We start from the raw sequence: 13,138 nt of genomic DNA on the forward strand, positions 1-13,138 counted from the left end.
AGAAAGAAAAATGGCAATTCCGGCATACATGTGGATCAAGGACGACGGCGGCGCGGACGTCAAGGGCTCCGTCACGGTCCAGGGACGCGAGGGCAGCGTCGAAGTCGTCGCGCTCGATCACAGCGTCAACATCCCGACCGATTCGAATACCGGCAAGCTGACCGGCACGCGCGTGCATGCCCCGATTACGTTCACGAAGGAAACCGACGCGTCGACACCCTACCTGTACAAGGCGGTGACGAGCGGCCAGACGCTGAAGTCGGTCGAGATCAGGTGGTACAAGATCGACGACGCGGGCAAGGAAAAGGAATACTTCAACACGAAGCTCGACAACGTGAAGGTCGTCGCGGTCAAGCCGAAGATGCTCGACATCAAGAACCCCGCGTTCGAAAAGCACAATCATCTCGAAGACGTCGAGCTGCGCTACGAAAAGATCACGTGGTCTTACAAGGACGGCAACATCATCCACGCCGACAGCTGGAACGAGCGCTCGTAACACGCGCGGCGAATCCATGAAAGGCCGGCACCGCTCGCGTGGTTTCTGAAGACAGGATGGGCGGAGCCTCTTTTCGCCAGCCCACGATGTGCGAGGGCTGGCGCCTTTGGTTCATGTCCCGAAGTCCGTCCTCCGGCCCGGGCTCTTTCCCCGTGACGATCATGACGCTGCGTGACGACCGGAGGAATCCCCCGCGGAATTTCCCGCACTGCGTGAGCGCGCTGGAGTAAGCAATGCCAGTTGGTCCTTCGCTGTACGACAAGCTGCTTGGTCAGATCGGCGGCGAGCCGCTCAATGCGCACGACGACAAAACGCTCGAGATCCTGAGCGTCCAGCAGAACATTCGCCGCATCCTCAATACGCGGGCGGGCGCACTCAAGCACCTGCCCGACTACGGATTACCCGATCTGACGAACATCTACAAGGCGTTGCCCGCTTCGGCGCACCGGCTCAAGCAGCAAATGGAGGCGACGCTGCTCGCATACGAGCCGCGTATCCGTTCAATCGACGTGGAATACATGGACAATCCCGATCCCGGCGTTCTGGTGAGCTACGAAATGACGTGTCATTTGAAGCACGCCGGACTGGTTCGGTTCGGAACGTATTTCGAACCGCCTGGCCGCATGCGTGTGCAACGGGTCGAGGTTGAGCGCGAGATCAGATAAAGCGACGCGTTCCAGCGCGCGATGGGACGCATCAGGATCACCGGACTTCACGGCGCCCCGTCTGGCAACCGCGTCCCCTGCGCACGCAAACCGCTATACAGGGTCATGCCGGCTCCTTTGCCACGGTACGCCGCGTTTCTTCGCACACGACGTTAACGGGGTTCGCTTCGGCTCACAACCAATCAAAGCTCATAAATTTATGAGCGCGATGGTGCGAAGAAAAATTGCGTTCAGGGACTTCATGGGTGACGCGAAATCGTTGCGCGTTCATCCTTTCCATGCGGTAAGACGCCGCTCTGCAATCAGCACGGTCTGGTTGAACGCGAGCCCGAGGACGGACAGCGTAATGATGCCGGCGTACATCTTTGGAATTTCAAACGTGAACTGCGAGTAATTGATGAGGTAGCCAAGACCTGCCTTGGCACCGACCATTTCAGCGGCGACCAGAACAAGAATCGCATAGGCGCCCGCGACGCGGATTCCGGTGAATACCGTTGGCACTGAAGCGGGCAACACGACCTTGTAAAAGAGCGATAGCGGCGAGAGCCCCATCGAACGTGCCGAGCGGATCAAAAGCGGATCGACGTTGCGCACGCCGCTGACCGTATTGAGCATCACCGGCCAGATGCACGAATACACGACCATCGATATCTTGGACGTCTCACCCATGCCGAGCACCAGCACGAATACGGGCAGGATGGCGAGAGGCGCGGTATTGCGGAAGATTTCCAGCAATGGATTGAGAACGTTCGCGAGCGAGCGATACCAGCCTATGAAGAGACCAAGCGGCACACCGATTGCAATAGCGATGACGAAGCCGCCTAGCGCCCTTCCCGCGCTGGCGAGCAGATGCGAAGTCAGCTCGCCGGAAACCAGCATGTCGATCAGCGCACGCACGACTGTCGAAAACGGCGGCAGAAACGTCGCATCGACCCAGCCGAAACACGGTAACGCTTCCCACACCGCGATAAAAGCGACTATCGCAATGCTGTTGCGCAGGATGCGCGGCAACGTCGCGGCAAAAAACGTCGCGAAGGGGCGTGACAGAGTAGTGTTTAGCGTCGTGATTGTGCTCATGGCGAAAGGGAATGTCGTCTGGAAAGATCAGGCAGCGCGGGCTGCATGAAGGCGGGGTGCGTCACCGCGATGGTGGATGAGTTGCCAGATCTGATGCCGCAGCGCGACGAACTCCGGTGTCGCGCGCAGATCGTCAGTGGTGTCGTCGCGGTTCAGGTGTACGTCGAGCGAGTGCGTGACACGACCAGGGGTCGCCGCCATCACGAGTACGCGCTGACCGAGGTACACCGCTTCCTCGATACCGTGCGTGATAAACACGATCGTCTTGCCCGTCCGCTTCCAGATACGCAGCAGTTCGTCCTGCAAGGTTTCGCGCGTCTGCGCGTCGAGCGCGGCAAACGGCTCGTCCATCAGCAACACGTCCGGGTCATACGAAAGCGAACGCGCGATTGCCACGCGTTGCTTCATGCCGCCCGACAACTCGTGTGGATACCTGTCCTCGAAACCCGTAAGACCCACGAGATCGAGCCAGTAGCGCGCACGGCTGGCGCGTTCCGCTTTCGGTACGCCTTTGGCCGCAAGGCCGAATTCGATGTTGCCCTGCGCCGTTTTCCACGGGAACAATGCGTATTGCTGAAACACAATGCCGCGATCGAGACCAGGGCCCGTGATCGAACTGCCGTCCACCAGGATCGTGCCGCTATCCGGCTTTGTCAGTCCGCCGATGAGATCGAGAAGCGTGGTCTTGCCGCAGCCGCTCGGGCCGACCAGCACGAGAAACTCGCCGGCCGCCACGTCGAAGGACACGTCCTGCAGCACGACGAAGTGTCCACGCCGGTTCAGGTGGAAACCCTTGGCGATGTTGCGTACGCTGATGGTCGCGCCCATGTGTGTTTCTCCTTGAGAAATATCGCGGCGTTAAATCACAGGCTCAAGAACCTGGCTGGCGGCTGCCCAGCGCCTGACTGAACGGGTTGAACTGGTTGGTATAGATATCGTCCGTCTTGACCTGCCCGGGCTTGAGCACGCCGTTGCTCACGTACCAGTCGACATAGGTCGAGAAATCGCTGGGACTGATGATCCCGCCCTTGCCGCCGACACCCGCCGATTTCCAGTAGCGCACGATCGTTTTGTCCTCGTTGCGGTGGCGCGCCTGGACGATTTTCTCGAGCCGCGCAACCACTTCGTCACGCGGTGTCTTCTGCGCCCATTCGATCGCACGCGCCGTGCCGTCGACAAACTTGCGCACGGTATTCGGGTTCTGCTGGATGAAACGGTCCGTGAAGATATAGCTCGCGTATCCAAAGCTGCCGAGTAGCTGGTAGTCGGTTATCAGGAGCGTTGCGCCGCCACCGGCAATCAGTTTGTCCTTGAGGATGTCTTCGAGGAACACCGCATCCAGCTGCTTCTGCTTGAGAAGCTGCTCAAGGTTGACGGGCGGCGCCGCGACAAAGGTGATCTTCTGGATATCGGCTTTCGATACGCCCGATTTTTCGAGCCATGCGGTGGTGAGGTATTGCTCGTATGCGCCGGGCGTGTTGACGCCGATCTTGCGGCCCACCAGATCACGCGCAGTCTTGATCGGACTGCCTTGAAGCACGAAAATGCCACTGTTGGTGTCTTTATCCGCGCCCACATAGGACAGCACCGCCTTGACCGGTGCATGGGCCGCCACGAGCTTCACGATCGAGCCGTTGAACGCGCCGCCAAAATCGACGTCCCCGGTAACCGCGGCCTGAATGTCCTGCGGTCCGCTCGTCGTGTTGCCTACCCACTTGAGCTTGACAGGTGCCAGGTAGCCGAGATCCTCCGCGAGTTCGGGATACAGTACCTTGCTTGCCCAGCCCTGGTAGCGCAATTCAGTTTTCCCGGGCGCCTGTGCGCAGGCGAGTTGCCCCATCAACAGAAGAAAGCCTGCCGCAAGCAATCGGGTTGTAGCGCGCCACCTGTCGCTCAAATTTTCTTTCATGGTTGCCTGTATCAATCCGGTTCCGGGAAACAGATGAGCCGGCCAGGTTGCGAAACGCACGCGCCGGCCGGCTTCACTCGATGCCTGTGTCTAGAACGCGCCGTCGTGTTCGAGCGTCACGCGGTGAATGCGACGCCGTGACGAACCGTAATCGCGTGCCGCGTAGTGCTGCACCTGGCGGTTATCCCAGATCGCCACGTCACCCTTCTTCCATTCGAAGCGCGCCTGGATCTCCGGCGTCTTGATCAGGTCGTACAGGTAGTTGAGCAGGCTCTGGCTCGCTGTTTTCGACACACCGAGCAGATGGCTCGTGTGCCCTTCGTTGACGAATACCAGCTTGCGTCCGTTTTCGGGGTGCGTCTTGATGACGGGCACTTCGATCGGCGGAAACTTTTGCGATGCGTCGCGAACGCGCGCGGCTTTCTGTTCGATGGTTTCCTCGGCGGTGCCCGGCGGCAATTCGTAGCCGCTTAGCAACTCGGAAAGCGCCTGCTTTTTAGGCGAAGCAAGAAACGTGTTCACCGCGTGCAGCTTTTCGAAGTAGCGCGCGAGATCGGGGTCCAGCAGATCGTAGACGCCCGCGGACGACGTCCAGATCGTGTCGCCACCGCCGCCCTCTGGAATCTCCTGCGCGTGCAGCACGGTTGCCTTGGGTGGCTGAGGTTGCCACGACACGTCGACGTGCCAGTTATCCGTGCCGCCCGACTGCGTCTTGTCGCTATGGGCGATCACCTCGATTTCGGGGAATCCTGCGACAGCCGGCAAATAGATGTTCTTGCGGATCGGGTTGCCAAAAATGCGCGCAAGCCCGACGTGCTGTTCCGGCGTCAGCGTCTGTTCGCGAATGAAAATGACGCCGTGATCCACCAGCGCCCGATTGAGCGTGCTGCGATTGTCGTCACTTAGCGGGCGCGATAGATCGACGTTTTCGATCACCGCGCCGATCAGCGGCTTGTAACGCCGCACGCGGATATCCTGATGGGCGTTACCTGACTGCGAAACCGGATTTTCAAGCACAGTGCTCATTGCGTTCCTCCTGGGGTTGCGGGTGTGGGTTCGGATCGGTGTCCAGACATCAAAGCAGGAGGGTCCACGCGGATCAACCAACCATTTTGCTAAAGAATTTCGACTGGAGTCCGATTCATATAGACCGTGCCCCGTCAGACGCAACCCACGCTGTGTGCGGATTGCTTGTGGCGAAAGATCATTTCCGCGCAGCGGCTTGCGCGTCTACGTTTGAAGGTTGCGACGAGGAGGCCAAATGGCGCCGCTGTTTCGGCTTTGACTTTTTCGATGCTTGAACAGACGCGCTAGCGCGACCGGTACAATATGGCCACTCTCCGCCGAAACGCCCACCCTCTCATGCAGAATCTGAAATACCTGAGCGCATACCCGACGGCGCTCCAGGACAAGGTGCGCCGGCTGATTGCTGAACAGCAACTCGGTGCGTATCTTGACGAGCGCTATCCGAACCGGCATGCCGTACAGACCGATCGTGCGCTGTACGACTATTGCGCGGACCTGAAACGCGAATTCATCCGCAACGGTCCGCAGATCGACAAGGTCGTCTACGACAGCAAACTGGATGTACTGCGGCACGCGCTCGGCCTGCACACGACGATTTCACGCGTGCAGGGCAGCAGGCTCAAGTCGAAAAAGGAAATCCGTATCGCTTCGCTGTTCAGGGATACCGCACCGGAATTCCTTCGCATGATCGTTGTGCATGAACTTGCACACCTGAAGGAAAGCGAACATAACAAGGCGTTTTACCGCCTCTGCGAATTCATGCAGCCGGGCTACCATCAGACCGAGTTCGATCTGCGCCTTTACCTGACGCATCGCGACCTCACGCGAGGCACGCCCGGCTGAAAGCCGTTGCCCCAGTTCGCCGCGCGAAACGCGCTGGGAGTATGCTGCACGTGAGTCTGTCCATACCAGCGCCAGGGAGGGATACGCGATGAGTACCGCAAGCGAGCTTCAGAGCACCGTCGATGCGATGGTTCAACCGGGCAAGGGCCTGCTGGCCGCCGACGAGAGCGGACCGACCATCGCGAAACGCTTCAAGACCATCGGCGTCGAGTCGAACGAGGAATACCGCCGCGCATGGCGCGACCTGTTGCTGTCGACGTCAGGCCTTGGCGAATACATCAGCGGTGTCATCCTGTATGAAGAAACGCTGGGGCAATGCTCCAGCAAGGGCACGCCGCTGCCGGAACTGGCCGCCTCGCAGGGCATTGTGCCGGGCATCAAGGTCGATCTTGGCAAGATTCCCCTTGCACATGCACCCGGCGACGAAATCACGCAAGGCCTCGACGGGCTCGCGCAACGGCTGGCCGGATACAGGAAACAGGGTGCGCGCTTTGCCAAGTGGCGTGCGGTGTACAACATCTCGCCGACACGCCCTGGGCGGCTCGCCATCGAGGCCAATGCCGACGCTCTCGCCTCTTATGCGGCGATCTGTCAGGAAGCGGGTATCGTGCCAATCGTCGAACCCGAGGTGCTGATGGACGGTGACCATACGATCGCGCGCTCGTTTGAAGTGACCGAGGCGGTGCTGCACGAGGTCTTTCACGCGCTGCACCGGCATGCGGTCGTGCTTGAGCATATGCTGCTCAAGCCGGGTATGGTGATCGCGGGTTCCAATGCCGGGAAAGCTTCAGTTGAAGACGTTGCACGTCAGACAGTGCAAGTGCTTAAACGAACTGTTCCCGCGGCCGTGCCTGGCGTTGTGTTTTTGTCTGGTGGACAGACGCCTGAACAGGCAACCGCGCATCTTGATGCGATGAACCGGCTTGCGGCCTTGCCGTGGAATCTGAGCTTTTCCTATGGGCGGGCGTTGCAGGAGCCGCCACTACAGGCGTGGAAGGGACTGGCCGCTAACGTTGCTGTTGCGCAGAAAGCGCTGCTCAAGCGGGCGCGGTTGAATAGTGAGGCTTGCCTGGGCAGGTATGAGACCCGGATGGAGGTGGACGAGGGTTGAGGTGGAGTGACTTCATTGTCCACGACGTCTCGCCTCAAGAGCGCAAACGCCTCTTGAGGCGAGACATCTGATACTTCTATGAGTCGTGGGTCAGAACAAGCCTGGGATCACACGGTAGCGGACCTTCTCCTTGTAAAAGCGATAGACCGCATCGGTCGACAGAAGCCGTTCTTCCCGATAAATTCGACATGCCTGAAGGGCGAACAGGGTTCCGTAAATGAGCAGGTTCTGCACGCCGAAGTTCGCGAGCAGAAAACCAATGTCGGTGACAAGGTATCCGACGTACATTGGATGTCGCATGAACCGATAGGCGCCATGCGACACGACTCCCCGGTTGGCCGGCAAAATGCCGAACGAGCGCCGCAGCGAAATCTTTGCAAAGAGCTGCCAGCAGATGCCGAGCACCTGAAGCGACGCGGCGATCGTTTCCGGTACGAGTCGAATGCCAGGTCCCAGTTGAACGGCGAGAAAGTAGTACGTGCCGCCCATCGTGCACAGGAACGCAAACGGCGTCCAGTCACGTCGCACCGGAACCCGTGAGAAGAGCGACAGACTGATGGTGAAGCACACCTCCACCACCAGCAGTAGCAGCGTGATACGTCCAGGGTCAGCACGCCAGTGCAGGATCGCAGCGTACGCAAACACGCTCAACAGTACGGCCGTGCCGGCCCGTGCCGATATTTCGAGCAATGCGTCGCGCAGGCGCGGCGTGGTGTCATGTGTGGCACGCGCCGAACCATCGGCAGGAGGTGTTGCAAGCCCCTCTCTTTCGTTGATGATGACGGCCATATCTCCTCCAGATTATTTTTGTCAGATGGCGGCGTTGAGTTTGCTGGCGTTATCCGGTTGATTGTCGGCCATGTAGCCATCGAGGATCTTCACCAATCCGTACAGGTACTTTTTGACGCTTTGCAGTTCCCGGCTATCGAGCGTGTGATAAAAATCAGCCAGATTGCGGTTGACGGGCTCGAAATAAGCAGCGATCGCCGCGCGACGACCTGGAATAAAGTGCAACAGGATGCGCCGCCCATCGGTCGGGTCGGTTTCGCGCTTGATCAGCCCGGCCGTCTCGAGGCGTTTCAGCGAGGTCGTGATACTGCCCGGCGAAAGTCCTGCCAGTTTCGATAACCTGCCGGGCGTGACCGGTTGCGCCTCATCGTAATAGGCGAGTTCCAGGCATTTCAGATCGGTGACGCTCACGCCCAGTTGTCCGGCTACAAACTGGTTGAAGGCCGCCAGTTTGACGCCGAGCATAAACCGGAGCCTGACGATCTCGACGCGATCGTCTGAAGCATCTGTCATGTTGACTCCCCCGTCACAGTGGCGGCGTTCCTGCGCCTGCCTGACCGGAGAGCGCCGGCAACAAGACGCGAAACACCTGAATAAAAGCCGGACCGAGCAAGACCAGCATCAGCGTCGGGAATATGCAAAAAATAAGCGGAAACAATAGTTTGACGGCGATCTTGCCCGCGGCTTCCTCAGCCCGGAGCCGTCGCTTGAGCCTCAGGTTTTCCGAGTGCACGCGCAGCGAATCGCCCATACTGGTGCCGAAGCGCTCTGCCTGAATCAGCATCGCCACCAGCACCTCCAGCTCTTCGACGCCAGTGCGCAGTGCCAGGTTTTTGAGCGCGGTTTCCTTGCTTAAACCCGCTCTTAGTTCCAGCAGAAGCAGTTGCAATTCGTCGCTCAACGTCCGGCTTTTGAGGTGCATCTCGTCGGCCACCTTCATAAGCGCCGCGTCCAGTCCGAGACCCGCTTCCACACACACGGTAAGCAGATCCAGCGCGTCAGGAAAATCCTCGAAAATGGTCTGCTGCCGCAGGCGCACACGGCGTGCCAGCGCGACATTGGGCAGGTAATAACCAATACTCGCCAGCACCAGCAGCACGACAACAAACAGGTAGTTGTGACTGTTCGCCAGGTAGGGGCCAACCGCCGCCAGGCAGACAAGGGGCAGCGCAATGACCAGAATCGTCTTGGCGGCAAAATAAACCCCTGGGGCCGACGGACTGCGCCATCCCGCGTGCATGAATTTCGTACGCAATACCGAATGCTCCCAGCCTTCTTTGGGGATCGAAAGTTTCGCGATCGGCTCTGAAGCCCGTGCAATCTTTCTGATCCATTGCGCGCCCTCGCCATCCGCCGTTTCCGGAGAGGGCTGAGCGATGCTGGTGAGCTGGCCAAGCCGGCGGTGTATCGAGTTCGGCATCAGTAGCGCCATCACACCAAATGCGGCAAGGGCGACAATCGAAAAAACGATGGCCAGCAGAATGAATTGTTCAGTGTTCATGGCAGGCATGGGATCGACCCATCTCCAAAGAAATGAAAATGCCAGGTTTCATCAAACATGGATGCGAATGACTTTTCGCATCCAGATCACACCGAACATCATCATGGCCAGCGCCACACCAAGCATTTTCAAGCCGGTTGGATCGGTCCACAAAATGCGCAGGAAACCCGGATTAACAATCGAAATAAGCAATGCCATGGCGAACGGCAAAATCCCCAGAATCCAGGCCGACAACCGGCCTTCGGACGACAGCACCTTGACCTTGCCGAGCAGCGCCAGCCGGCTCCGGATAAGCTGACTGATATTGCCGAGAATTTCGGCCAGGTTACCTCCGCTCTCGCGCTGGATCAGTACCGCGATCACAAAATAACGCAGGTCACTGATCGGTATGCGGTTGGCCAGTCCTCCCAACGCGTCGTTGAGCGGCACGCCAAAATTGATTTCGTCGAACACCGTGCGAAACTCGCCGCCGATCGGCTCGGGCATCTCGTCGCCCACGATGCCGAGGGCAGTCGAGAACGAATGCCCGGCCCGCAATGACCGGCTGATCATGTCGGCGGCCTCGGGCAATTGCTCCTCGATCTGCTTCACTCGCCGGGCCTTTGCCCGGATGACGATGAACGGCGCAACGAATGCGCCAAGCAGCGTCGCCGTCAACAACGCCAGCGCCGGCATGTAGATCATGCTGCCGACCATCCACACCGCGAGCGGCGGAATCACGGTGTAAGAAAAGAACTTCCCGATCGGCCAGTTCAGCCCCGACTGAACCAGCCAGCGATCGAGCACATGGATCCGCGGCACTTGCAGCAGCAAGCGGGTCATCAGCGGTGACGTGCTCAACTCGCGCTGCTTGAGAATCGACACCGCCTTGTCTTTATCGTGTCCCCCTGCAGACGCCATGCGGATGCGGTTTTCCACACGCCTGGCGGCGCTGCTGTGCTGGCTTTGCCACCAGATATACGTGGCTTCGATCAACATGATGATCGAGAAGAACACCAGGATGATGAATCCGTAGAATAGATAGTTCATGTCGATGTCCCTCGCAATGGGGCCCCGGCCTTCCCGCCGCGGCTCCCTTCCTGCCGGTCGTTGCTGGCCTGTCGCCGTTACACGGGATAGTGCTGCGTCGGGTCGTACAACGAGTCCGGCACCGCCACCCCAAACGCTTGCAACCGCTCGGAGAATTTCGGCCGCACGCCCGTTGCGCAAAAATGCCCACACACCTTTCCGCTCTTGTCCACACCGGCTCGCTTGAAAGTGAAGATTTCCTGCAAATTGATAATCTCGCCTTCCATACCGGTAATTTCCTGAATGCTGGTCATCTTTCTGCGCCCGTCGGTAAGACGGGCGACCTGGATGATGACGCCGATCGCCGAGCTGATCTGGTGGCGCGCGGCCTTGGGCGGCAGATTCAGCCCGGCCATGCCGATCATGTTTTCGAGCCGCGTCAGCGCGTCGCGTGGCGTATTGGCGTGTACCGTCGCGAGCGAGCCCTCGTGCCCCGTGTTCATCGCCTGCAGCATATCCAGCGCCTCGGCGCCACGCACTTCGCCCAGGATGATCCGGTCAGGCCGCATTCGCAGCGCGTTGCGCACCAGCGAGCGCTGCGTGATCTCCCCCTTGCCTTCGATGTTGGGAGGACGTGTTTCGAGTCGCAGCACGTGCAGTTGGCGTAGTTGAAGCTCGGCGGCGTCCTCGATCGTCACGATACGTTCGTCGGACGGGATGAACCCTGACAGGACATTGAGCAACGTCGTCTTGCCGCTGCCCGTTCCGCCCGAAATCAGCACGTTGATCTTGGCGGCGGACAGTGCCTCCAGCACCTGAACCATGGGTGGCGTGAGGCTTTCATATTCAACCAGGTCTTTCACCGTCAGGGGGTTGACGGCGAAACGGCGAATCGACAGCAGCGGGCCATCGATCGCCGACGGCGGAATGATTGCATTCATGCGGGAGCCGTCCGGCAGACGTGCGTCCACCATCGGGTTCGATTCATCGATGCGCCGGCCAACGCGCGACACGATTTTTTCGATCACTTTCATTAAATGCGCGTCGTCGTAGAACGTGACATCGGTCAGTTCCAGCTTGCCGCGCCGCTCGATATATACGTGCTTGTACGTGTTGACCAGGATGTCGGAGATCGTCGGGTCGGCCAGCAGCGGTTCAAGCGGGCCGAATCCGAGCATCTCGTCGCGTACGTCGCGCACGAGATGCTGCCGCTCGATCTCGTTCATCGGGATGTTGTCTTCCTCGACGATGCGCTCGACCAGCTGTGCCAGTTCATGCTGAATCTGTTCGTTCGAAAGGCGCTGGAGTTTTTCCAGTTCGACGCGGTCGATAACGGCCTGATGGACGTTTTTCCTGAGTTCCTGATACGCCCTCCTGGCCATTTTGTTCCGGTTAAGGCTTTGCTCGTGCGCGGACAAATCGCCCTGCTCAAAAAATTGCTCACGCAGTGTCATGACGTTTTCCATTTTTCCGCTCCTTTGACTCAGGCCCTGCCTAACGTCGGCTTACCGAAAATCTTCTGCAATCTGCCGCCCCGACCCTGTGCCAGCGCCGGCGATGACACTGACGCTGGCACAGGCGCGGGCAACAGACTGCGCGCCAGTTCGTTTAGGCCTTTTGCCACGCCACTCGATCTGGTGAGGCGCAGAATCGGCACGCCCTGATTGATCGACGCTGACACCGACGCACGGTCTTCCGGAATCACACTGGCCGCCCGCTGGCCCAGCGCCTTCTCCAGTTCTGCCAACCCCACCGGCCCTTTTTTTTCGTAGCGGTTAACCAGCACGCGCACCTTGTCACCCCGGTAGCCGAGCGAACGGAAGATTTCGAGCAGCCGGTGACCGCCGCGTAGATAGGGCAAACTCAGTTGCAACACCGGAAAAATGCACTCGCTCTGGTCGAGCGCCGCAATCGAAACGTTGCTGATGCTCTGGCCGATATCGAAAATGATCAGATCGTATTGATGTCGCACCAGATTCAGAATGCGCTGCAGGTGTTCCGGCTTGATATCTTTCGCCCTGGCTGGATCGGCTGCACCGGCCAGCACATCAAAATCTTCGCTGACGTGGGTCAGGCACGCGTCGAGAAACGCGGGGTCAAGCCGGTCGATCTGGGCGCTGACGTCGGCTAGCGTGGCTGGCGGCGTGATTTCCGACACCAGAAAGGCCGCTTCACCGAATTGCTGGTTCAGGTCGATCAGCAGCGCCCGCTTGCCGGTTGTCGAGGCGGCGAACCCCAGATTGGCCGCTAAAAACGAGGTACCGCTTCCACCTTTGCACGACACAAACGAGATCACCCTGCCCTCGCGCCGCGTGCCGGTAATCTTGCGGGCGATCCTGTCGACGGCGTGCTGCAGTTCCTGGGGGGCAACCGGCCACTGCAGCACATCGCGCACGCCGGCACGCATGGCGCGAATCAGCAGATCGGCCGACGGCGAAGGTGTCAGTAGCACGCAGGTCAGACCGCTGTGCCGCGCAGTGAGCGCAGCGAGTGTGTCGAAATCCTGTTGCGTCATCCGCGCGCCATCAAGAATCAGCAAATCGATACCGTCGAGCGCCTCCTGATGCGCGCACAGATCGGACAGTTCCGCGTTCGCTATTTTGGAGCGGTGATGGGAATCTTCCGCCCCGACGATCCGCGCAATCGCGCTGGCCTGCGCTGGATCGGATGAAATCGTGAGAATGTCGATCATTTTGTTCTTCCTGGTAAGTCG

At 59.4% G+C, this 13,138-nt stretch carries 14 protein-coding genes; 4 read left to right on the forward strand and 10 right to left on the reverse strand.

Translation table 11 applies throughout. The features are described from left to right. The first annotated feature begins 10 nt into the window (after window positions 1–10). Together BLV45_RS22995 and tssE are read left to right on the forward strand one after the other, a co-directional pair. Window positions 11–496, forward strand: a complete 486-nt coding sequence (locus BLV45_RS22995; protein WP_090536913.1) for an Hcp family type VI secretion system effector — start codon at window positions 11–13, stop codon at window positions 494–496. A 233-nt stretch (window positions 497–729) separates the two neighbouring features. Beyond that, window positions 730–1,161, forward strand: a complete 432-nt coding sequence (gene tssE, locus BLV45_RS23000) for a type VI secretion system baseplate subunit TssE (RefSeq protein WP_090536915.1) — start codon at window positions 730–732, stop codon at window positions 1,159–1,161. Window positions 1,162–1,428: 267 nt separating this feature from the next. Here the strand turns inward: tssE and BLV45_RS23005 are convergent, their stop codons facing one another. From BLV45_RS23005 to BLV45_RS23020, 4 genes are all read right to left on the reverse strand, one after another. Further along, entirely contained in the window at window positions 1,429–2,238 is an 810-nt protein-coding gene (locus BLV45_RS23005; RefSeq protein ID WP_090536917.1) for an ABC transporter permease, read from the reverse strand. Between the two features lie 27 nt (window positions 2,239–2,265). Then, the gene (locus tag BLV45_RS23010; protein WP_090536919.1) at window positions 2,266–3,066 is read right to left on the reverse strand and encodes an ABC transporter ATP-binding protein; all 801 of its coding nucleotides are present in this window, start codon (window positions 3,064–3,066) and stop codon (window positions 2,266–2,268) included. 43 nt (window positions 3,067–3,109) lie between these two features. Further along, window positions 3,110–4,147 (reverse strand): ABC transporter substrate-binding protein, encoded by a 1,038-nt coding sequence (locus BLV45_RS23015; RefSeq protein WP_090536923.1) that lies wholly within the window; start codon window positions 4,145–4,147, stop codon window positions 3,110–3,112. 90 nt (window positions 4,148–4,237) lie between these two features. Further along, window positions 4,238–5,173 (reverse strand): TauD/TfdA dioxygenase family protein, encoded by a 936-nt coding sequence (locus BLV45_RS23020; RefSeq protein WP_090536925.1) that lies wholly within the window; start codon window positions 5,171–5,173, stop codon window positions 4,238–4,240. A gap of 336 nt (window positions 5,174–5,509) precedes the next feature. Between BLV45_RS23020 and BLV45_RS23025 the strand changes: the two genes are divergently transcribed. Further along, window positions 5,510–6,016, forward strand: a complete 507-nt coding sequence (locus BLV45_RS23025) for a YgjP-like metallopeptidase domain-containing protein (protein WP_090536927.1) — start codon at window positions 5,510–5,512, stop codon at window positions 6,014–6,016. An 88-nt stretch (window positions 6,017–6,104) separates the two neighbouring features. Continuing rightward, window positions 6,105–7,127: a class I fructose-bisphosphate aldolase gene (locus BLV45_RS23030; protein WP_090536929.1), complete on the forward strand. Its 1,023-nt coding sequence runs from the start codon at window positions 6,105–6,107 to the stop codon at window positions 7,125–7,127. A 90-nt stretch (window positions 7,128–7,217) separates the two neighbouring features. Here BLV45_RS23030 and BLV45_RS23035 read toward each other — a convergent pair whose 3' ends face one another. From BLV45_RS23035 to BLV45_RS23060, 6 genes are all read right to left on the reverse strand, one after another. Next, window positions 7,218–7,916: a methyltransferase family protein gene (locus BLV45_RS23035; protein ID WP_090536931.1), complete on the reverse strand. Its 699-nt coding sequence runs from the start codon at window positions 7,914–7,916 to the stop codon at window positions 7,218–7,220. A gap of 21 nt (window positions 7,917–7,937) precedes the next feature. Beyond that, the gene (locus tag BLV45_RS23040; protein ID WP_090536933.1) at window positions 7,938–8,429 is read right to left on the reverse strand and encodes a MarR family winged helix-turn-helix transcriptional regulator; all 492 of its coding nucleotides are present in this window, start codon (window positions 8,427–8,429) and stop codon (window positions 7,938–7,940) included. Window positions 8,430–8,442: 13 nt separating this feature from the next. Further along, on the reverse strand, window positions 8,443–9,426 hold the full coding sequence (locus BLV45_RS23045; RefSeq protein ID WP_090536935.1) for a type II secretion system F family protein: 984 nt from the start codon (window positions 9,424–9,426) through the stop codon (window positions 8,443–8,445). Between the two features lie 42 nt (window positions 9,427–9,468). Beyond that, window positions 9,469–10,446 carry a type II secretion system F family protein gene (locus BLV45_RS23050; protein WP_090536936.1) on the reverse strand — a complete coding sequence of 326 codons (978 nt, stop codon included), beginning with the start codon at window positions 10,444–10,446 and terminating at the stop codon, window positions 9,469–9,471. A gap of 77 nt (window positions 10,447–10,523) precedes the next feature. Continuing rightward, window positions 10,524–11,879, reverse strand: coding sequence for a CpaF family protein (locus BLV45_RS23055; protein WP_176954235.1), 1,356 nt, complete (start codon window positions 11,877–11,879; stop codon window positions 10,524–10,526). 29 nt (window positions 11,880–11,908) lie between these two features. Then, window positions 11,909–13,117: an AAA family ATPase gene (locus BLV45_RS23060; RefSeq protein WP_090536940.1), complete on the reverse strand. Its 1,209-nt coding sequence runs from the start codon at window positions 13,115–13,117 to the stop codon at window positions 11,909–11,911. Window positions 13,118–13,138: the final 21 nt, after the last annotated feature.

The sequence above is a fragment of the Paraburkholderia sartisoli genome, from assembly GCF_900107685.1.
Classification (GTDB): Bacteria; Pseudomonadota; Gammaproteobacteria; order Burkholderiales; family Burkholderiaceae; genus Paraburkholderia; species Paraburkholderia sartisoli.

Excerpts from the sequence above, each read along its gene's own strand:
- BLV45_RS23055 (WP_176954235.1), bottom strand. The coding sequence starts at position 11,879 with ATGACACTGCGTGAGCAATTTTTTGAGCAGGGCGATTTGTCCGCGCAC.
- BLV45_RS23045 (WP_090536935.1), bottom strand. The coding sequence starts at position 9,426 with ATGCCTGCCATGAACACTGAACAATTCATTCTGCTGGCCATCGTTTTT.
- BLV45_RS23020 (WP_090536925.1), bottom strand. The coding sequence starts at position 5,173 with ATGAGCACTGTGCTTGAAAATCCGGTTTCGCAGTCAGGTAACGCCCAT.
- BLV45_RS23015 (WP_090536923.1), bottom strand. The coding sequence starts at position 4,147 with ATGAAAGAAAATTTGAGCGACAGGTGGCGCGCTACAACCCGATTGCTT.
- BLV45_RS23005 (WP_090536917.1), bottom strand. The coding sequence starts at position 2,238 with ATGAGCACAATCACGACGCTAAACACTACTCTGTCACGCCCCTTCGCG.
- BLV45_RS23035 (WP_090536931.1), bottom strand. The coding sequence starts at position 7,916 with ATGGCCGTCATCATCAACGAAAGAGAGGGGCTTGCAACACCTCCTGCC.
- BLV45_RS23030 (WP_090536929.1), top strand. The coding sequence starts at position 6,105 with ATGAGTACCGCAAGCGAGCTTCAGAGCACCGTCGATGCGATGGTTCAA.
- BLV45_RS23025 (WP_090536927.1), top strand. The coding sequence starts at position 5,510 with ATGCAGAATCTGAAATACCTGAGCGCATACCCGACGGCGCTCCAGGAC.
- BLV45_RS23050 (WP_090536936.1), bottom strand. The coding sequence starts at position 10,446 with ATGAACTATCTATTCTACGGATTCATCATCCTGGTGTTCTTCTCGATC.
- BLV45_RS23060 (WP_090536940.1), bottom strand. The coding sequence starts at position 13,117 with ATGATCGACATTCTCACGATTTCATCCGATCCAGCGCAGGCCAGCGCG.
- BLV45_RS22995 (WP_090536913.1), top strand. The coding sequence starts at position 11 with ATGGCAATTCCGGCATACATGTGGATCAAGGACGACGGCGGCGCGGAC.
- BLV45_RS23010 (WP_090536919.1), bottom strand. The coding sequence starts at position 3,066 with ATGGGCGCGACCATCAGCGTACGCAACATCGCCAAGGGTTTCCACCTG.
- tssE (WP_090536915.1), top strand. The coding sequence starts at position 730 with ATGCCAGTTGGTCCTTCGCTGTACGACAAGCTGCTTGGTCAGATCGGC.
- BLV45_RS23040 (WP_090536933.1), bottom strand. The coding sequence starts at position 8,429 with ATGACAGATGCTTCAGACGATCGCGTCGAGATCGTCAGGCTCCGGTTT.